The sequence below is a fragment of the Corynebacterium comes genome (assembly GCF_009734405.1).
Taxonomy (GTDB): domain Bacteria; phylum Actinomycetota; class Actinomycetes; order Mycobacteriales; family Mycobacteriaceae; genus Corynebacterium; species Corynebacterium comes.
On sequence record NZ_CP046453.1, the window covers coordinates 568,904 to 587,034 of the forward strand.

The 18,131-nt window shown below is 66.7% G+C and carries 17 protein-coding genes; 13 read left to right on the top strand and 4 right to left on the bottom strand.

The genetic code is table 11. The features are described from left to right. Window positions 1-70 precede the first annotated feature (70 nt). The 3 genes from CETAM_RS02825 (at window position 71) to CETAM_RS02835 (ending at window position 4,093) form a co-directional block, all read left to right on the top strand. Window positions 71-1,351 (top strand): hypothetical protein, encoded by a 1,281-nt coding sequence (locus CETAM_RS02825; RefSeq protein ID WP_156226989.1) that lies wholly within the window; start codon window positions 71-73, stop codon window positions 1,349-1,351. A gap of 335 nt (window positions 1,352-1,686) precedes the next feature. Further along, window positions 1,687-3,879 carry a carbon starvation CstA family protein gene (locus tag CETAM_RS02830; RefSeq protein ID WP_156229339.1) on the top strand — a complete coding sequence of 731 codons (2,193 nt, stop codon included), beginning with the start codon at window positions 1,687-1,689 and terminating at the stop codon, window positions 3,877-3,879. 10 nt (window positions 3,880-3,889) lie between these two features. Then, window positions 3,890-4,093 carry a YbdD/YjiX family protein gene (locus CETAM_RS02835; RefSeq protein ID WP_156226990.1) on the top strand — a complete coding sequence of 68 codons (204 nt, stop codon included), beginning with the start codon at window positions 3,890-3,892 and terminating at the stop codon, window positions 4,091-4,093. A 181-nt stretch (window positions 4,094-4,274) separates the two neighbouring features. On the opposite strand, the gene CETAM_RS02840 is transcribed toward CETAM_RS02835, so the two are convergent. After that, on the bottom strand, window positions 4,275-6,488 hold the full coding sequence (locus tag CETAM_RS02840; RefSeq protein WP_156226991.1) for an NADP-dependent isocitrate dehydrogenase: 2,214 nt from the start codon (window positions 6,486-6,488) through the stop codon (window positions 4,275-4,277). A 442-nt stretch (window positions 6,489-6,930) separates the two neighbouring features. Here CETAM_RS02840 and CETAM_RS02845 point away from each other — a divergent pair, with 442 nt between their 5' ends. The 8 genes from CETAM_RS02845 to CETAM_RS02880 all read left to right on the top strand — a co-directional run bounded on the left by CETAM_RS02845 (window position 6,931) and on the right by CETAM_RS02880 (window position 14,375). Next, complete coding sequence (locus CETAM_RS02845; RefSeq protein WP_156229340.1) at window positions 6,931-8,082, top strand: MFS transporter; 1,152 nt, start codon at window positions 6,931-6,933, stop codon at window positions 8,080-8,082. Beyond that, window positions 8,079-8,978 (top strand): exodeoxyribonuclease III, encoded by a 900-nt coding sequence (locus CETAM_RS02850; RefSeq protein ID WP_156226992.1) that lies wholly within the window; start codon window positions 8,079-8,081, stop codon window positions 8,976-8,978. Before CETAM_RS02845 ends, CETAM_RS02850 begins: the two co-directional genes overlap by 4 nt. 2 nt (window positions 8,979-8,980) lie before the next feature. Continuing rightward, entirely contained in the window at window positions 8,981-9,847 is an 867-nt protein-coding gene (locus tag CETAM_RS02855; RefSeq protein ID WP_156226993.1) for a trimeric intracellular cation channel family protein, read from the top strand. A gap of 73 nt (window positions 9,848-9,920) precedes the next feature. Continuing rightward, a complete protein-coding gene (locus CETAM_RS02860; protein ID WP_156226994.1) occupies window positions 9,921-10,109 on the top strand; it encodes a hypothetical protein in 189 nt (62 codons plus the stop codon). An 87-nt stretch (window positions 10,110-10,196) separates the two neighbouring features. Beyond that, a complete protein-coding gene (gene trpS, locus CETAM_RS02865) occupies window positions 10,197-11,228 on the top strand; it encodes a tryptophan--tRNA ligase (protein WP_156226995.1) in 1,032 nt (343 codons plus the stop codon). Between the two features lie 103 nt (window positions 11,229-11,331). Beyond that, window positions 11,332-12,411, top strand: a complete 1,080-nt coding sequence (locus tag CETAM_RS02870) for a YhjD/YihY/BrkB family envelope integrity protein (protein WP_156226996.1) — start codon at window positions 11,332-11,334, stop codon at window positions 12,409-12,411. Window positions 12,412-12,527: 116 nt separating this feature from the next. Then, window positions 12,528-13,385 (top strand): RDD family protein, encoded by an 858-nt coding sequence (locus CETAM_RS02875; protein WP_156226997.1) that lies wholly within the window; start codon window positions 12,528-12,530, stop codon window positions 13,383-13,385. A 42-nt stretch (window positions 13,386-13,427) separates the two neighbouring features. Further along, on the top strand, window positions 13,428-14,375 hold the full coding sequence (locus CETAM_RS02880) for an adenosine deaminase family protein (protein WP_156226998.1): 948 nt from the start codon (window positions 13,428-13,430) through the stop codon (window positions 14,373-14,375). 22 nt (window positions 14,376-14,397) lie between these two features. On the opposite strand, the gene CETAM_RS02885 is transcribed toward CETAM_RS02880, so the two are convergent. The 3 genes from CETAM_RS02885 to CETAM_RS02895 are packed head-to-tail and all read right to left on the bottom strand — an operon-like array spanning window position 14,398 to window position 16,806. Further along, on the bottom strand, window positions 14,398-15,627 hold the full coding sequence (locus CETAM_RS02885) for a hypothetical protein (RefSeq protein WP_156226999.1): 1,230 nt from the start codon (window positions 15,625-15,627) through the stop codon (window positions 14,398-14,400). A 22-nt stretch (window positions 15,628-15,649) separates the two neighbouring features. Then, a complete protein-coding gene (locus CETAM_RS02890) occupies window positions 15,650-16,528 on the bottom strand; it encodes a C40 family peptidase (protein WP_156227000.1) in 879 nt (292 codons plus the stop codon). After that, entirely contained in the window at window positions 16,528-16,806 is a 279-nt protein-coding gene (locus CETAM_RS02895) for a hypothetical protein (protein WP_156227001.1), read from the bottom strand. Before CETAM_RS02895 ends, CETAM_RS02890 begins: the two co-directional genes overlap by 1 nt. 119 nt (window positions 16,807-16,925) lie before the next feature. Here CETAM_RS02895 and upp point away from each other — a divergent pair, with 119 nt between their 5' ends. Continuing rightward, the gene (gene upp / locus CETAM_RS02900) at window positions 16,926-17,561 is read left to right on the top strand and encodes a uracil phosphoribosyltransferase (RefSeq protein ID WP_156227002.1); all 636 of its coding nucleotides are present in this window, start codon (window positions 16,926-16,928) and stop codon (window positions 17,559-17,561) included. Window positions 17,562-17,628: 67 nt separating this feature from the next. After that, the gene (locus CETAM_RS02905) at window positions 17,629-18,120 is read left to right on the top strand and encodes a helix-turn-helix domain-containing protein (RefSeq protein ID WP_156227003.1); all 492 of its coding nucleotides are present in this window, start codon (window positions 17,629-17,631) and stop codon (window positions 18,118-18,120) included. Window positions 18,121-18,131 lie beyond the last annotated feature (11 nt).

Below are 18,131 nucleotides of genomic sequence, written 5' to 3' on the forward strand. Positions count from 1 at the left end.
GGGCCAATCAATTCACCCGGCCGAGGGCCTATGCTGCTGCTCAGGAGCAAACGGGAGAATCGAGAGGTTCATGGAGTCCACAAGTGCAAACGGGAACCTTGCGGAGGGCAGGAGAGAGCATCCGCCCCAGGGGATCGTCGGGGCGGTGGCCCGTGTGGTCGCGCTGTTTTTCCTCCTGAGCATCTGGTCCACCTTCCTTGCCGTCGCCTATGCCTACGGGGGAGATGGCGGACTGCTCGGTTGGATACGCCTGCCCGAGGGGATGTCCCCCTTCCTGAGGCTCAACCTGGAGATGGCGGACATCGTCGCCTATGCCTCGCTGTTCGCCGGGATCCTCCTGGCTTCCACGGTGCAGCTGAACTCGACGATCTCGGCGGCGGACCCCGTTGCGGCCCGGAGTCCCACCAGCCTGGAGGAGGCTCGCGCCCAACAGCGGGATCTGCAGACCTACGCCAACCAGGCGGAGATGGCGATGCTGGTCAGCTTCGGCGCGGCCTTCGCTGTGCTGCTGATGACCGTCCTGTTCGGGTTCGCCGAGATAGCGGACCATCCGAACGCCGGCGAAGTGGACGTCCACGGCGTCGGCTGGGTCGGGTTCGTGGAGGCGGCGCCTGGCCTGACTCATCCGCGGATCTTTTTCATGTACCTGGTCAGCTTCCTGCTGTTCCTGGTCACCTACGCATCTCTGCCGCAGTGGAAGCACACCGGTCTCTTCCAGCGGCAGGTGGAGGACGATGCCTGGGAGGCCCGCGGAAGGCTGGCAGTCATTGCCGCGCAGTTTGACCTGGGCAATGTCGACGCCATCCGCATTCCGGGTGGCACCCGGGTCGCTGCGCTGATCGGTTACGCCGTGTACGTCTCGGGCTTCGCCCTGGCGCTCAATCTCTCGCTGGCGGTCTTCGCCGGCGACGAGGGGTTCGTGGGTGTCTTCGCTGCCGGGCGCTTCCCGCTGTTCTTCCTTTTCGTCCTCATCGCGGTGATGCTCTCCAGCGGTGTCGGCGCGGTGATGCTCCGCACATTCCATCTGCACGCAGGCCGCAGCGGGCTCTACGTGGTCTCCCTTGTCATCGTCTTCGTCGCGGTCTTCTACGTCGTCTGGGCGGAAGGCACCGGCTGGGCGGTCGGCCTTGCCGTGATCATGGCGCTCTACATGGCGCTCTGGGTCCTCCTCTACCGCCGCAGCGTCGACGTGCTCGACAGGAAGGATCCACGGACATGGGAGTTCCTCCTCAGTCCGCCGAAATACCTGGTGATCCGGCGCTACGAGGCCATCCGACGTTCGGCCGACATCCTCCGGGAGCGCGGGCTTGCCGACGCCGCCGACGGGAACGCCCCGCTCACCGGGCAGTGAGCGGGGCGTTCCCGCCGGCGCTGCGCGGCTGGCGGGGGAGATCGTGCTGTGCCCTGTCGGACTTCTACCGGAAAATGTGACACAACCTATTTAATGGTGCTATTTTACTGATAGGGAAGACCGGATGCCGGTCGACCTGTGCGATCACCCCTTCTCGCAGCTTTCCGCCCGACCCGCCGCGCAACCACCGATACGCGCCGACAGGTTGGGTTTCCCAGTCTCCGCAGCAGAGAAAGCGCAAACTCGTGACTACCAAGCCAGATGACGTCAGAGCAGACGACAGTCTGATCTACAGCAACGCCACCGACCTGCCGGTCGGTGTGAAACCACGCACGATGTCCGCCACCGCACGAGTGGCCCTCCTCGTTTTCGGGCTGATGGCCGGAGCCGGTTGGGGTGCCATCGCCTTCGCCCGTGGCGAGACGATCAACTCCGTATGGCTGGTTTTCGCCGCCGTCGGTTCCTACATCATCGCTTTCTTCTTCTACGCCCGGCTCATCGAGTACAAGGTGGTCAAGCCGAAGGACAGCCGCGCAACCCCCGCCGAGTACGTCAACGACGGCAAGGACTTCGTCCCCACCGACCGACGCGTGCTGTTCGGCCACCACTTCGCCGCCATCGCCGGCGCCGGCCCGCTCGTCGGCCCGGTCATGGCCGCCCAGATGGGCTACCTGCCGGGCACCCTGTGGATCATCCTCGGCGTCATCTTCGCCGGTGCGGTCCAGGACTACCTGGTGCTGTGGGTCTCCACGCGCCGCCGCGGCCGCTCCCTCGGCCAGATGATCCGCGACGAGATGGGCACCGTCGGCGGCTTCGCCGGCATGCTCGCCACGATCACCATCATGATCATCATCATCGCGGTGCTCTCGCTGGTGGTCGTCAACGCCCTGGCGGACTCCCCGTGGGGTGTCTTCTCCATCTCCATGACCATCCCGATCGCCATGTTCATGGGTCTCTACCTGCGCTACCTGCGCCCGGGCCGGGTCACCGAGGTCTCCATCATCGGCGTCGCCCTGCTCCTCCTGGCCATCGTCTCCGGCGGCTGGGTCGCGGACACCTCCTGGGGCGTCGAGTGGTTCACGTGGTCCAAGACCACCCTGGCCTTCGCGCTGATCGGCTACGGCATCATGGCCGCGATCATGCCGGTCTGGCTGCTGCTGGCGCCGCGCGACTACCTCTCGACCTTCATGAAGATCGGCGTCATCGGGCTGCTGGCGGTGGGTATCCTCATCTCCCGCCCCGAGGTCCAGATGCCGTCCGTCACCTCCTTCGCCCTCGAGGGCAACGGCCCTGTGTTCTCCGGTGACCTGTTCCCCTTCCTGTTCATCACCATCGCCTGCGGCGCCCTCTCCGGATTCCATGCACTGATCGCCTCCGGCACCACACCGAAGCTCGTGGAGAAGGAATCCCAGATGCGCATGCTCGGCTACGGCGGCATGCTCATGGAGTCTTTCGTGGCCATCATGGCCCTGATCACCGCCGTGATCCTGGACCGCCACCTCTACTTCGTCATGAACGCCCCGACCGCCCTGACCGGCGGTGCCCCGGAGGCCGCCGCCGCCTGGGTCAACTCGCTCGGCCTGCCGGGCAACGAACTCAGCGCGACCCAGATCCAGGAGGCTGCCGACGGCGTCGGTGAATCCTCCATCGTCTCCCGTACCGGCGGTGCCCCGACCCTGGCCTTCGGCATGTCCGAGATCCTCGCCAACATCTTCGGCGGCGCCGGTATGAAGGCGTTCTGGTACCACTTCGCCATCATGTTCGAGGCGCTGTTCATTCTCACCACCGTCGACGCCGGTACCCGTGTCGCCCGCTTCATGATGACCGACTCCCTCGGCTCCCTCCCCGGCCTGCGCAGGTTCAAGGACCCGACGTGGACCGCGGGCAACTGGATCTCCACCATCGTGGTCTGCTCCCTGTGGGGGGCCATCCTGCTCATGGGCGTCACTGACCCGCTGGGCGGAATCAACGTCCTCTTCCCGCTGTTCGGCATCGCCAACCAGCTGCTCGCCGCCATGGCGCTCGCTCTGGTCCTGGTGATCGTGGTGAAGAAGGGGCTCTACAAGTGGGCCTGGATCCCGGCTGTCCCGCTGGCCTGGGACGTGATCGTCACCATGACCGCCTCCTGGCAGAAGATCTTCCACTCCAACCCGGCGATCGGCTACTGGGCACAGCACAACAACTACCGCCAGGCCAAGGCGGACGGGCTGACCTCCTTCGGCGGTGCGGCCACCCCGGAGGCCATGGACGCCGTCATCCGCAACACCCTCATCCAGGGCGTGCTCTCCATCGTGTTCGCCGGACTGGTGCTCGTCGTGATCACCACCGCGTTGATGGTCTGCTACCGATCCATCCGGCAGCGTGCCCGCGGCGAGGAGGTCCCCACCTCCGAGGAGCCCGACACCGATTCCGCCATGTTCGCCCCCACCGGCTTCCTGGCCACCGCCCGGGACAATGAGATCCAGGCGATGTGGGACAGGCGCGAAGCCGAGACCGGTGTGTCCGTCAAGCACGGTGTCGGCCACTAGGCCGGTTGCCATGACAGGTCTGGCCCGAACCCTCCTGAAGGCGCCCTCCTCTGTGTGGTGGTACCTCACCGAACTGATGGGTGACACCGCCTACGCCAAGTATGTCGCGCACCTCCGGGCTCACCACCCCGACGCCCCGGTGCCCACCGAGCGCGAGTTCTGGCGCGCCCGCTATGCGGATCAGGACGCGAACCCCGGCGCCCGCTGCTGCTGACGCTCCACCGGCGCCACGATGCCCGCCCCTCTCCTGAACTGGACCCCGGACACGAACCGGGCTGGGGCGGGCATGCGCCGTTCACGGCGGCGTCGACAAGCGGAAGTGGCTGGAAACGCCGCACGCCGCGACCCCTCGGAGAGGAGCCGCGGCATGCGGTGCGTGAGGAAGCGGAACGCTGCTACTTCATGCTGTCGATGATCTTGTTGAAGGTCTCGGACGGGCGCATGACCTCGCTGGTCTTCTCCTCCGAGGGGGCATAGTAGCCGCCCAGGTCAACCGGGTTGCCCTGGTTGTCGATGAGCTCCTTGTCGATGGTGGCGGCGTTCTCCGCCAGCTCAGCTGCCAGGGGCCCGAAGGTCTCGGCCAGCTCAGCGTCGTCGGACTGTGCGGCCAGGGCCTCGGCCCAGTAGGACGCGAGGTAGAAGTGGGAGCCGCGGTTGTCGATCTCGCCGACCTTGCGCGACGGGGACTTGCCCTCGCTGAGCACCTTCTCGGTGGCGACGTCCAGGGCGCTGGCCAGGACGGCAGCCTTGGCGTTGTCCTGGGTGCGGGAGACGTGGCGCAGGGACTCTGCCAGGGCGAGGAACTCGCCGAGGGAATCCCAGCGGAGGTGGTTCTCCTCCTGAAGCTGCTGGACGTGCTTCGGGGCGGAGCCTCCGGCACCGGTCTCGAACAGGCCACCGCCGGCCATCAGCGGCACGACGGAGAGCATCTTGGCGGAGGTGCCCAGCTCCAGGATCGGGAAGAGGTCGGTGTTGTAGTCGCGCAGGACGTTACCGGTCACGGAAATGGTGTCCTCGCCGCGGCGGATGCGCTCGACGGTGAACTTGGTGGCCTCGATCGGGGACATGATGCGGATGTCCAGACCCTCGGTGTCGTGGTCTGCCAGGTACTTCTCCACCAGGGAGGTGATTGTGCGGTCGTGGGCGCGCTCCGGGTCGAGCCAGAACACGGCCGGCATGCCGGAGATGCGTGCGCGGTCGACGGCGAGCTTGACCCAGTCCTGGATCGGGGCGTCCTTGGTCTGGCAGGCACGCCAGATGTCGCCGGTGGCCACGTCATGGGCCAGCAGCACGTCACCGGCGGAGTTGCGGACCTCGACCTTGCCGGCAGCGGCGATCTTGAAGGTCTTGTCGTGGGAGCCGTACTCCTCGGCCTTCTGTGCCATGAGGCCGACGTTCGGGACGGTGCCCATGGTGGTCGGGTCGTAGGCGCCGTTGGCCTTGCAGTCGTCGATGACGGCCTGGTAGATGCCGGCGTAAGAGGAATCCGGGATGACCGCCAGGGTGTCCTGCTCCTGGTCGTCCTTGTTCCACCAGCGTCCGGAGGTCCGGATCAGTGCCGGCATGGAGGCGTCGACGATGACGTCGGACGGGACATGCAGGTTGGTGATGCCCTTGGCGGAGTTGACCATGGCCAGGGCCGGGCCGTTCTCCAGCTCATCTTCGAAGGCCTTGCGGATCTCCGCGCCGTTCTCCAGCTCCTCGAGGCCGGAGTAGATGGCGGCCAGACCGTTCTCGCCGTTGAGGCCTGCGGCCTCGAGCTGCTCACCGTACTTGGCGAAGACGTCGGCGAAGAAGACGCGGACGACGTAGCCGAAGATGATCGGGTCAGAGACCTTCATCATGGTGGCCTTGAGGTGGACGGAGAAGAGGGTGCCCTCCTCCTCGGCGCGCTTGACCTGGGCTGCCAGGAACTCCTGCAGTGCGGCGGCGCGCAGGACGGTGCCGTCGACGACCTCGCCCTCGAGGACCTTGAGGTCCTCGCGGAGCCGGGTCTCGGTGCCGTCGGCGGCGATGTGCACGAAGGAGAGCGAGTCCTCTGCCGGGAGGATCACGGACTGCTCGTTGTGACGGAAGTCATCGGCGTCCATGGTGGCGACGTTGGTCTTGGAGTCTGCGGACCACTCGCCCATGCGGTGCGGGTTCTTCTTGACGAAGTTCTTCACGGCCTCCGGTGCACGACGGTCGGAGTTGCCCTCACGGAGTACGGGGTTCACGGCGGAACCCATCACTACGCTGTAACGCTTGCGGGCTTCCTTCTCATCGTCGGTCTCCGGGGAGTCGACGAAGTCGGGGAGGTCATAACCCTGCTCCTGCAGCTCCTTGATCGCGGTCTTCAGCTGCGGAACGGAAGCGGAGATGTTCGGGAGCTTGATGATGTTGGCTTCCGGGTTCTTCGCCAGCTGGCCCAGCTCGGCGAGGGCGTCGTCAACACGCTGTTCCTCTGTCAGACGGTCCGGGAACTGCGCCAGGATACGTCCTGCCAGGGAGATGTCGCGGGTCTCAACATCGATGCCTGCGGTGCGGGCGAAGGCCTCGACAACGGGCTTGAATGAGTACGTCGCGAGTAGCGGTGCCTCGTCGGTACGGGTCCAGATGATCTTAGCCATGAGTCTCCCTCGTGGTAATCGGCTCAATATACAGGTTCATAGCCTACCCCTTTCGTTTCCCGACGGCCGTGGGTGGGGCGGACGGGTTTTTCCGGAAATGGTGGGTACCCCGCCATTCCGGAGGGGCCGCGGAGCTGCGCGGGTCCTGGGAAAGGCCTGAGTATCCGCCAGGTGGGGGCCTTTCTGGGATGACCATTCCGGCCTGGGGTGCGAACTCGGGGAGAGCGGTGTGGTCCAGGACCGCTTCCCCGCGCCCGCTTCTCCCGGCCTCCCCGCATCCGGGGGGTGTCGGCAGGAAAATCGCCGGATCGGTGGCGGGCCCGGTTGTGGCGTAGTATGCCCACACGTGAAAGACCGCCTCCGCTCCCCACGACCCGTCATCCCGCCCCGTCGGCCCCGGCCACGGCAGACCGAGATCACCGAACGCCGCCGCATCATCGTCATGGTTGCGCTCGCTCTCGGCGGCTTCGCCATCGGCACCACGGAGTTCGTCTCGATGGGCCTGCTGCCGCTCATCGCAGACGACTTCCGCATCGCGGAGGATCAGGCGGGCCACATCATCTCCGCCTACGCACTCGGAGTGGTCGTGGGTGCGCCCGTGATCACGGCCCTGACTGGCGTGGTGCCCCGACGCCGCCTGCTTCTGCTGCTCATGGTCGCCTTCACCGTCGGTCACGTGATAGCCGCGCTGGCGGACAACTATCCGCTGCTCCTGGCCGCACGCTTCCTCGCCGGCCTGCCGCACGGCGCCTATTTCTCGGTGGCGGGACTGTCCGCGGCGTCGATGGCGCCGCGGGGGCAGCGGGGCAGGGCCATCGCCTTTGTGGGCATGGGACTGTCCGTGGCCACGGTCGCCGGTGTCCCCGCGGCACAGGCCCTCGGCCAGGCCTTCGGCTGGCCGGCGGCGTATGTCCTGGTCGCCGTGCTGGGCCTGGCGACCTTCCTCGCGCTCTGGGTCCTCATGCCGCACATGACGAAGATGGCCCCGACCTCCGCGCTCACCGAGCTCGGCGCACTGTCCCGGGCGCAGGTGTGGCTGACGCTGGCCATCGGCACGGTGGGCTTCGGCGGCATGTTCGCCGTCTACACCTATATATCCTGGACGATGACCGAGCAGGCCGGGATCGACCTCGGGTGGATGTGGCTGGTGCTCATGGCCTACGGCGTCGGTTCGGTGCTGGGCAACTGGTTCGGTGGCCGACTGGCGGACCGGAACCTCGAGTACGGCATTCTCCTGGCACTGGTCATGATCGCCGTGGTGCTCACGGCCTTCTATTTCAGTTCGGCGAATCCGGTGGTCGGCACGCTCAACTTCGCGCTCATCGGCTTCTTCGGCGCCTCCCTCGTGCCCTCCCTGCAGATCCGGCTCATGGACGTCGCAGGGGAATCCCAGACGCTGGCCGCAGCACTCAACCACTCGGCACTCAACCTGGCGAACGCGGGCGGCGCAGCCCTGGGCGGCGTGGTCATCGCCGCGGGCCTGGGATACTCGGCCCCCGCGTTGGCCGGAGCCGGGTTGGCGGTGGCGGCGATCCTCATCTGGTTCCCTGCGGTGTGGCTCCGCCGACGCTCGACGATAAGGTATCGGGCATGACTCTGACCATCACGTCCATCAACGTCAACGGAATCCGCGCCGCGGTCAAACAACGCAACGCCGATAACCCGGGGATGCTGGCCTGGTTGGCGGAATCCAGTTCCGACGTGGTGCTGCTCCAGGAGGTGCGGGCCACGATCGACGAGTCCGTCAAGGCGCTGCAGCCGGCGCTGGACGCCGGTTGGCACTACGTCGGTGCGCCCGCCGTCGCCCGTGGTCGCGCGGGTGTGGGCATCCTGTCCCGCGCCCCGCTTGACGACGTCCGCGTCGGCCTGGGTTCCTTCGTCGATTCCGGCAGGTGGATCGAGGGCACCTTCGACGGGGTCCGCGTGGCTTCCCTCTACCTGCCCTCGGGTTCCGCAGGCTCAGAGAAGCAGGACGAGAAATACCGTTTCCTCGACGAGTTCACTCCTCTCCTGGAGGGGCGCGCGGAAGAGTTCCCCGACATGGTCATCGGCGGCGACTGGAACATCTGCCACCGCCGGGAGGACCTGAAGAACTGGAGGGGCAACATGAAGAAGTCGGGTTTCCTCTGTGATGAGCGTGCCTTCATGGATTCGGTCTTCGGCCCCCACCCGGACGAGGCTCCGCAGGAGAAGCCCGGGCTGGGGGAGTACTTCGGTGTGGTGGACTACGCCGGGCGTACTATCCGGGGTGCAGCCACGGAACCGAAGTGGTTTGACGTGGCCCGTCGTCTTCAACCGGAGGGGGAGGGCCCGTACACCTGGTGGACGTACCGCGGTCAGGCGTTCAACAACAACGCCGGCTGGCGCATCGACTACCAGGCCGCAACGAGGAACATGCTCGATCGTGCCGAGCGCAGCTGGGTTGACCGCGCACCCACCGTGGAAACCCGCTGGTCCGATCACTCCCCCCTGAATGTGACTTATGCCTGACCATGAACGCCATTGACACCGCTCACCTGCTGACCGTCCTCTTCGTCGTCGGCATCACCGCCGAGGCCATCACCGCTGCGCTGGCGGCGGGTCGGCAGAAGATGGACCTGTTCGGCGTCGTCGCTCTGGCCGCACTGACCGGCCTGGGTGGCGGCACCATCCGTGACATGATCCTGGACACCTACCCCCTGACATGGGTGGAGGATCCGATCTACCTCATCATCGTGGTGGTCGCCGCGCTGGTGACGGTGTCACTGTCGTTCCTCATGCACTACTTCCGGAAGCTCTTCCTGCTCGCCGACGCCGTGGGTCTGGCGACCTTCTCGGTGATCGGCACACAGATCGCCCTGGAGCAGGGGCACGGCTTCGTCATCGCATCGGTGGCCGCGGTGGTCAACGGCGTGTCCGGCGGAGTGCTGCGTGATCTCATGAGCGACCGGGTGCCGCTGGTGTTCTCGAAGGAGCTGTACGCCTCCATCTCCATCATCGCCACGGGCGTCTACATGAGCCTGCTGGCTGCGGGCGTCGCCGAGAACTGGACCATCGTGATCACCCTGGTCGTGGCATTCGGCGTCCGTGTCATCGCGATGTACTTCGGGCTCAGCCTCCCGGTGTTCGATTACCAGGGAGCCGATCACCCCTTCGACCCGCGTGCCTCCCTGTCCTACCGGGCGGCGCGCCGCAACCTGCGCCTGTCGCGGCGCCGCGTCACCTTCGACACCTCGCGTTATTCCCTGCTGGGCAGGATCAACGGGCGTAAGAACAAGGGGAAGAAGCAGCGCTGGTCCCTCCCGGAGGACGCGACGGGTGGGGACCCCGACGAGATGCCCGGGCCCGAGGATGAGGGCGGGGCAGTCAGCCCCCGCTAGAGCCCCCCGCTGCTAAGATGTGTCAACGACTGACATCTTCTTGTCCTGAAGTACTACAGAAGTGGAAACACACATGCGCGCTCTCATCTACCTGGTCCTCGGTGCGGTCCTGCTGGCCGCCGGCATCTTCTGGTACACCGCCATCGGCTTCTCGGTGCTGGCCATCGTCGCCGCACTCGTGATGGCCACCGGCGGCGCCTTCATCGTCGGCGCCATCGCCATCGGCCTGGACAAGCACAGCCCCACCTCCCACAAGCTCTAGCAGCGCCGGGGGGAAGAGGCGGCGTCGATAAGCGGGCATCGACGCCGCCTTCGCCGTTCCCGGGCCACGGGGCTAGACTCGTTTTTCATGAGCGAGCAGACCCCGTCGACCGAATCCCGCCAGCGTGTCCTCTCCGGCATCCAGCCGACCGCGGACTCCTATCACCTGGGTAACTATCTCGGTGCGCTGAAGCAGTGGATTGAACTGCAGGACAACTATGACGCGTTCTACTTCATCCCCGATCTGCACGCCATCACCGTCGAGCAGGATCCCGCGGAACTGCGTCAGCGCACCGTGGCGGGCACCGCGCAGCTCATCGCCCTGGGCATCGACCCGGACAAGTCCACCCTGTTCGTGCAGTCGCACCTGCCGCAGCACGCTGAACTGACCTGGGTGCTGGGCTGTCTCACCGGTTTCGGCGAGGCCTCGCGCATGACCCAGTTCAAGGACAAGTCCGCCAAACAGGGCGCAGACCGCTCCACCGTCGGCCTGTTCACCTACCCGGTGCTCATGGCCGCCGACATCCTCCTCTACCGCCCGCAGCTCGTGCCCGTCGGGGAGGACCAGCGCCAGCACCTGGAGCTCACGCGCACCCTGGCCGAGCGTTTCAACTCCCGCTACGGTGAGACCTTCGTCGTGCCGGAGAGCTTCATCCCGGAGGGCTCCGCCAAGATCCAGGACCTCCAGAACCCCACCGCCAAGATGTCCAAGTCCGGCGAGAACCCCAAGGGCCTGATCAACCTTCTCGACGACCCGAAGACCTCCGCCAAGCGCATCCGCTCCGCCGTCACCGACAACGACGGCGTCATCACCTACGACCGGGAGAACAAGCCCGGCGTGTCCAACCTGCTGGCCATCCAGTCCTCGCTCACGGGCAGGAGCATCGATGACCTGGTGACCGGATACGAGGGGGCCGGTTACGGTGCGCTCAAGGTCGACACCGCCGACGCTCTCGAGGCCTTCACCACCCCGCTGCGCGCGCGGTACGAGGAGCTCATGTCCGACCGGGGCGAGCTCGAACGCATCCTGGCCAAGGGGGCGGAGCGCGCCGGCGAGTACGCGGAAACCGTGGTGCAGGAGGTCTACGAGAAGGTCGGATTCCTCCGCCCGCTGCGCTGACACGCATAACGGTTCCACCCCACAGCGTGCGCCGGGCCACATTTTTCCCTACCGTTGATGGCACATGTCACCACAGTGATTGATCAACGGCTAAGGAGTACGCGTGGCTACCAGCACACAGCCCGACCGTCGGCACGTCGATGAATTCGGCATCGAACGGGCGCACGACGATGACCCGGGTGCCGTGGACAAGGTCCGCGAGAGATCAGAGTTCGTCGACCACCTGATGAGGATGCAGGAGCGCTACTCATCGATGGGTGGAAACCAGTACTCCGCGGGCATCACCTACTTCTCGGTCCTGGCGGTCTTCCCGGTCCTCATGCTCGTCATCGCCGCTGCCGCCGCTTTCCTGGCGAACCGACCTGAGGCGCTCACAGAGGTGCAGAACCAGATCGCCGGTTCCGTCGAGGGCGATCTCGGGGTTCTGATCAACGACATTCTGACCACCGCCATCGAGCAGCGCGGCGCGGTGGCCGGCATCGGCGCCCTGACGGCCCTGTGGTCCGGCCTGGGGTGGATGAACAACCTGCGCTACGGCGTGTCCAAGATGTGGAAGGTCGACCCGACCGCGGTCGGCAGCTTCCTCAAAAACAAGTCCAGTGACCTGCTGGGTCTGCTGGGTCTGTTCCTGGCACTGGCGTTGGCCTTCGGCGTCACCGCCATCGGTAGTTCCGGGGCGACGCAGTACCTCCTGGACTTCCTCGGTCTCGGCGGGATCCCCGGCATCCGCGTGGTGACCTTCGGCGTCGCGCTGCTCGTGGGTCTCCTGGCGAACTTCCTCGTCATGGCCTGGATGGTGTTCTACCTGCCGCGCACGAGGGTGCCGCGCCGCTCGGGGCTGGAGGCCGCGGCGATCGGCGCAGTCGCATTCGAGCTGATCAAGCAGCTCGGTACGTTGTTCGCCTCCAATGCGCTGTCCAACCCGGCGGGCGCGACCTTCGGCCCGATCATCGGCCTGATGGTTGTCCTGTACCTGGTCTGGCGCCTGGTCATGTACATCTCCGCCTGGGCGGCGAGCACCGAGGAATCGATGCGTCTGGCGCAGATGCCCGCCCCGGAGCCTGCTGTCATCCGGGTGCGGGAGGAGATCAACCGCGGACCCGGCGCCGGCACCGCCATCGGTGTGGGTGCCGCCCTCGGCGCCGTGGGCGCAGGCGCCATCGCCCTGCTGCGCCGGAAATAACGCGCCTCAGGGTGGAAAGATCCGGGTGGAACTCAGGGACCTTCCGGATGCCGGGGCGGCTGCCACGGCCTTATCCTTGAGATCAACGATCACTACAAGGACACAAGGTGAATGACATGACCTCCCCGAGCCCCAACCTCTATCAGATCCACGGTCTGGACCGATCTGCCTCGGCAGATGAACTCGGACGTGTCATCGCGCAACGTGACCTCGACCTCGAGATGCAGGCCATCCCCGACAGTGATCCCCGGCGCAGGCAGCTGCACACCGCTTTCGCCATCCTCGCCGCCGAGGACCGTCGCGCCACCTATGACGACGCCCTGGACGCCTCCCTGAACCTGACCTGGGATGACCTGGACTACCTGGGTAATTTCGGCACGCTGCCGGACGTCTCGCTCTTCCCGCCGTCCCAGCCTCAGCCCGCGCCCCAGTCGAATCCCTACAACTATCCGACCTACACCCCCTCGCAGCCCGGTCAGGCGGCCGACCCCTTCGCCAACCCCTCCCAGTACACGGCGGGGGTCCCCGCCTACCAGGCGACGTCCGCCGTGCCCGCCGACCGGCCGGGGGCGGGTCTGCGGCTGGGCATGATGCTTCTCGACGGCCTCGCCGCCTCCATGATCACCGGCGCTCTCGCGGCGATGCTCGGCGCGGACGGTTTCCTCAGCTGGCTGATCGTCAGCCTCGTCGGGCTCGCCTACTTCCTCGGCTTCGAGGTGTACACGGGTGCCTCCCCGGTCAAACACCTCTTCGGTTACGAGGTCCGCGATTCCACCACCGGCGAGAAGCTCAGCCTGGAACAGTCCGCGAAGCGTCAGTGGTGGCGCATCATCAACATCGTCCCGGGCATCGGTTCGCTCATCGCCCTCGTCGGCATGATCGTCATCGGTGTCTCCATTAACCCGGCCAACCAGCTCATCGGTTCCCACGATCGCTGGGCAGGCGCCGAGGTGGTCCGCAAGCGGGGACGCTAGCCGGCCGCGTCCGGTGTGCAGCGGCGGATTAGCATGGACACCATGCACGACACCGCCGACATCAGCCCAGACCGCAAGACCGTCAACCGTGAGGTCCTCGCCGGCCTTCCCAAAGTCCTCATCCACGACCATCTCGCCGGGGCCCCGGCCCAGACCCCCGAGACGCTCACTGCCCAGGTGCGGGATCAGCTCACCGAACTCGCCGCTGACAACGTCGTCTACGTCGAGCTCCGGATCTCCCCGGAACTGCACACCGAGGGTGGACTCACTCTCCAGGAGGTCGTGGACTGCGCTGTCGCCGGGCTCGACGTCCCGCGTATCGACGCCCGCCTCATCCTCACCGCCCAGCGCGGCCGCCTCGTCTCCGAGATCGCCGAACTGGCGGTGCGCAACCACGGCAGGAAGGTCGTCGGCTTCGACGTCGCCGGCCCGGAAGTCCACTCAGCGGGCACCGACGCGGATGCCTTCCGGAAGCTCCGCGAAGCCTATGTCCCCTTCACCATGCACTCCGGCCCGGACGGCGACATCGACTCCATCGCCGAGGCCGTGCAGCTGGGGGCCACCCGTCTCAGCCATGCGGTGGCCCTCGTCGATGACTTCTACATCGACACCGAGGGCTTCGAGGGGGTCCTGCCCGGACGGGTCTCCGGTTGGGTCCGGGACCGCCACCTCACCCTGGAATTCGCCCCCACTCTGGAGGTGCACCTGGGGGCCGCGGAGGAACTCGGTGACCATCCGTTGACGCTTCTGCAGCAGCTCGGCTTCACCTGCACCGTCAACACCGGCAATCGGACGGTCGCGGGTTCGCTGACTGACCAGTTTGTCGCGCTGGCCGACACCTTCGGCTACGGGCCAGAGGAATTCTTCGATCTGACCGTCAACGCCGTGCAGGGCGCCTTCCTCACCGAGGTGGAGCGGCAGGACCTGCTTGAGCGGGTGATCCTGCCGGCCTATGAGGCGCAGGACTTCGAGGACGACCCAAGTTCCTAGCGGCAGGTGACCCGGCCGGTCCCTAGAACCTGGAGAACCGCTTGACCAGCATCTCCTCCAGGTCCTTCCACGCGTTGGCGTGGTCGGTGAAGGGGGCGGAGGGTACGTAGCCCGCGCTTTCGGTCGAGCCGAGCATGTAGGAGAGGAAGTCCTGCATGCGGGGGTTGGCCAGGAGGTAGGAGTTGAGCGAGTCGTCGGCTGCCCAGTCGGCGGCATCGGCGAACAGCTCATAACCGCGGCTCATCTGGGCGGTGTCCACGGCCTCGGGGCCCTTCTCGATGTCCGCCGCCAGCCCCTGGTACGAGTACTCGTTGTCCGGGTGGACGATGAGCTCGAGTTCGCCGGCGTTCGCCTGGGTCATCACCTGCTCCCAGGTGGCGAGGTTCGCCAGGTCGTGCTCGTCGTTCTCCACCAGCCAGCGGGCCAGCTGACGGGGGGTGGGGAAGGTGAAGATCTCGCCGTAGCGGCCGAGGAACACCGGTCGGCCCTCGACGTAGGTGCGCAGGGTGTAGAGGGACTTCCCCTGGATGGTGATCTTCACGGGGTCGATGCCGGCGGCACCCCAGACGGAGGAGTCGTAGGGGTCGGCCTGCTCCTCCGCCTCCTTGGCGGCGAGTTCGGCCTTCGCGCGGGCCTCGGCTGCGGCGATGCGGGCGGCGTCGATAAGCGACTGTGCCTCTGCCGTTTCCTTGTCGTCGACGTCGATGACGCGGACCTGCGCATCGAGGGACTCGACGACCTTCTGCCATTTGTCCAGCACCGTGCGGCCCACAGCGGACCACTCGCCCATGCCGTGCTCACCGGCGTAGTGGTCGGCGCCGCGGTGGACGTTGCCGAGCATGGAGTGTGAGGCGAAGAACAGGACGGCGTCATCGGCCGCGGTGACTTCGCCCAGGGAGCGGGCGATGTGGAAGATGCGGCCGAGGGCGGAGACGTTCTCGTAGGACGGTCGCCCGGCCAGCAGCGCGGGGGCGCCGACGATGTCGTAGACGTCCTTCTTCTCCGGCACGATCATGTCGGCCGGCAGCGACTCGAATGCGCTCCACTTCGGGTGCGAGCGGAGATCGTGCTTCTTGCCCGAGTTCAGGAAGGCCAGCATTTTCGCGGGTGAGGTGAAGAGGAACAGCCCTGCGTCGTCGCCGAGGAAGGCCTGCCATTCGGCACCGTGCTCCTTCCAGTTCGGTGCCCACAGGGTGTAGAAGTCACCCTCGGTGAGAGACAGTTTCACGGGGATGATCGCACGGGAGCTCATGGGCCGGGATTCTACCGGAGTCTCATCCGGTCGGCCGCCAGAAACCCTTGAAGGCCATCCCGATGTTGGTGGTCCGCAGCGGATTGGTCTGCACCGGGTCCCCGGCCTCCACCATCTGTCCGTCGCCGGCGTACATCGCCACGTGGCCGTCCCACACCACGAGATCGCCCGCAATCAGCTCGTCCGCGCTCACCTGCGTCCCCACGTCCTGTTCTTCCGCCAGCCGCGGGAGCTCCACGCCCGCCTGTCGCCAGGCCCACTGGGTCAGCCCGCTGCAGTCGAAGCCGCCGTTTCCGGTGCCGCCCCAGACATAGGGCGTGCCAACCTGGCTGAGGGCAGCGGCGACAGCGGCCTCGCCCGACCCGGTGGGCTCGACGGCGGCCTGCGGTTGCTGCTCAGCTGCGTCCACCGGTGGCTCCTCGGCAGAAAACGGCAGGGGTGCGGTGTGTGCCGTGCGGCTGACCCGGTCGAGGTCATCCGCCAACGGATCCAGCAGTTCCTGCAGCTCCTGCACCCGGGTAGCGGCCGTATGGGTGAAGCTGCCGGCCAGATTCTGCAGCTCCAGCAGGCCCCCGGCCTGGGCCCCCGGCACCGGCGCCAGCAGGCGGGGAAGCACCTGCAGAGCCTGCTGGCCCAGCTCCCCGGCCAGATGGAGAAGTTCGGCCCGGGTGGCCTCGACATGAGCGGCGGCCGAATCGTTGATCCGGGACACCAGTTCCCTGTCCGCGCTGACGGACTGGGCCGTCTCCACCAGGGTTCTCCCGCCCGGTGAGCCCGCCGCGATCATCTCGCACAGCGGTAGTGCGGCCTGGAAATCCGGCAAGGAGGGCAACCTCAGCTGCGGCAGGGGCGTCGGCTGGAGTCCCGCGATCTGCTGGAGCGCGGACACGATCTCCCTCATCACAGCCTCCCCAGCTGCGCGGCGAGGGCGTGGTCGGTGCGTTCGGCGGCATCTATGACCCGGTGGGAACGTTCCGCCAGCACCCGCGCCCGGTCATGCACCCGCCGGGTCTGGTCATCCAGGTGGGTCAGTGCCTGGTGCAGGGAGGCGGCGAACCGGTCGAGCCCGGCGGACGCCTCGGGGTGGGGGAGGGGAGTGGGGGGTGGGTGGTCGGCGGCGTCGAGAAGCACGCCGGCCAGCATGCGGGCGCGGTCGGGATCGACGGAGAAGGATCTCATGCCTTAATTGGACTGCGGAAAGGGTCGGAAGGTTCCCGGGAACCTGCGGATTCTCCACGATCATGTTCTTGTGCAGGACGAACACTACCGCCGGTCGCGCCGGGTCTAGCATGGGGTCCATGGAGATAACCATCGTCGATCATCCGCTTGCAGCCTCCCGCCTCACCCTCATGCGCGACCACCGCAGCGACAACACCGCTTTCCGTGCAGCCCTGGCTGACCTGGGCACCATGCTGGTGTATGAAGCCTCCCGGAACCTGCCCGTGGAGCATTTCGAATGCCAGACCCCGGTCGCCCTCGCGGAAGGGACGCGGCTGGAGAACCCGCCGATCATTGTGCCGGTGATCCGCGCCGGGCTGGGCATGGTTGATCCGGCGCTGTCGATGATCCCTGACGCGCAGGTGGGCTTCATCGGGCTGGCCCGCAACGAGGTCACCCACGAACCTGTTCCCTACCTGGAGGCTCTGCCGCACGATCTGACCGGTCGCACCGTGTTCGTGGTGGACCCGATGCTTGCCACCGGCGGGTCCCTGCTGCATGCCATCCGGCTGCTGGCGGAGCGCGGTGCCACGGACATCACCGCGATCTGCATGGTTTCGGCCCAGCCGGGTGTGGACGCGCTCGCGAACTCCGGCCTGCCCTGCCGCTTGGTGACGGCGTGCGTCGATCCGGAACTGAACGCTGACGCCTACATCGTGCCTGGTCTGGGCGATGCCGGTGACCGCCTGTACGGTCCCCGCAACATCGACCTGTAGCTGAACCCTCCGATCCTGCCCACTGCAGTGGGCGGTGATCTCCCACTCCGGTGGGCACGTTGGAGGGATGGCGCAGAGAAGCGAGTGGAAGCCGTGGCCGAGTTATGGTCTCCGGCTGGGCAGGAACCTCTACACGCTGCGTCGGATGCGGGGGCTGACGCAGGAGCAGTTGGCGTCGTTGTCCGACGTCTCACGCAACTCCATCTCCAACATCGAGCGCAACCTCAACAATGCGGGTACCGCCACGGACCCCCACCTGTCCATCGTCTACCGGCTCGCCCGGGCCCTCGACGTCCCGCCGGCGGCGTTGCTGCCGGGTGGTGACCATCCGGTGGCGGACATCTGTTCGGCGGAGAAGGTCGGGATCTCGATCCGCTGGCCGGAAAGCGGGGATGACCTCCGCCCGTTCCGGCGCACGTTCGCCCAGCAGGGTAGCGGGCCCCGCTACGAGGATGAGCCGCCTCTCGGGGAGGTCGGCCTGCCGCAGGTCGTCGACGAGCCTGGTCGGAAGACGTCCGGCCCGAAGGGGATAGAGGGTAGGGGACCTGTCACGGAGTAGCATTGGGGCGG

What these genes read in the sequence shown, in the direction of transcription:
- CETAM_RS02825 (WP_156226989.1), top strand. Translation starts at nt 71, where the DNA reads ATGGAGTCCACAAGTGCAAACGGGAACCTTGCGGAGGGCAGGAGAGAG.
- CETAM_RS02830 (WP_156229339.1), top strand. Translation starts at nt 1,687, where the DNA reads ATGTCCGCCACCGCACGAGTGGCCCTCCTCGTTTTCGGGCTGATGGCC.
- CETAM_RS02835 (WP_156226990.1), top strand. Translation starts at nt 3,890, where the DNA reads ATGACAGGTCTGGCCCGAACCCTCCTGAAGGCGCCCTCCTCTGTGTGG.
- CETAM_RS02840 (WP_156226991.1), bottom strand. Translation starts at nt 6,488, where the DNA reads ATGGCTAAGATCATCTGGACCCGTACCGACGAGGCACCGCTACTCGCG.
- CETAM_RS02845 (WP_156229340.1), top strand. Translation starts at nt 6,931, where the DNA reads ATGGTTGCGCTCGCTCTCGGCGGCTTCGCCATCGGCACCACGGAGTTC.
- CETAM_RS02850 (WP_156226992.1), top strand. Translation starts at nt 8,079, where the DNA reads ATGACTCTGACCATCACGTCCATCAACGTCAACGGAATCCGCGCCGCG.
- CETAM_RS02855 (WP_156226993.1), top strand. Translation starts at nt 8,981, where the DNA reads ATGAACGCCATTGACACCGCTCACCTGCTGACCGTCCTCTTCGTCGTC.
- CETAM_RS02860 (WP_156226994.1), top strand. Translation starts at nt 9,921, where the DNA reads ATGCGCGCTCTCATCTACCTGGTCCTCGGTGCGGTCCTGCTGGCCGCC.
- trpS (WP_156226995.1), top strand. Translation starts at nt 10,197, where the DNA reads ATGAGCGAGCAGACCCCGTCGACCGAATCCCGCCAGCGTGTCCTCTCC.
- CETAM_RS02875 (WP_156226997.1), top strand. Translation starts at nt 12,528, where the DNA reads ATGACCTCCCCGAGCCCCAACCTCTATCAGATCCACGGTCTGGACCGA.
- CETAM_RS02880 (WP_156226998.1), top strand. Translation starts at nt 13,428, where the DNA reads ATGCACGACACCGCCGACATCAGCCCAGACCGCAAGACCGTCAACCGT.
- CETAM_RS02885 (WP_156226999.1), bottom strand. Translation starts at nt 15,627, where the DNA reads ATGAGCTCCCGTGCGATCATCCCCGTGAAACTGTCTCTCACCGAGGGT.
- CETAM_RS02890 (WP_156227000.1), bottom strand. Translation starts at nt 16,528, where the DNA reads ATGAGGGAGATCGTGTCCGCGCTCCAGCAGATCGCGGGACTCCAGCCG.
- CETAM_RS02895 (WP_156227001.1), bottom strand. Translation starts at nt 16,806, where the DNA reads ATGAGATCCTTCTCCGTCGATCCCGACCGCGCCCGCATGCTGGCCGGC.
- upp (WP_156227002.1), top strand. Translation starts at nt 16,926, where the DNA reads ATGGAGATAACCATCGTCGATCATCCGCTTGCAGCCTCCCGCCTCACC.
- CETAM_RS02905 (WP_156227003.1), top strand. Translation starts at nt 17,629, where the DNA reads ATGGCGCAGAGAAGCGAGTGGAAGCCGTGGCCGAGTTATGGTCTCCGG.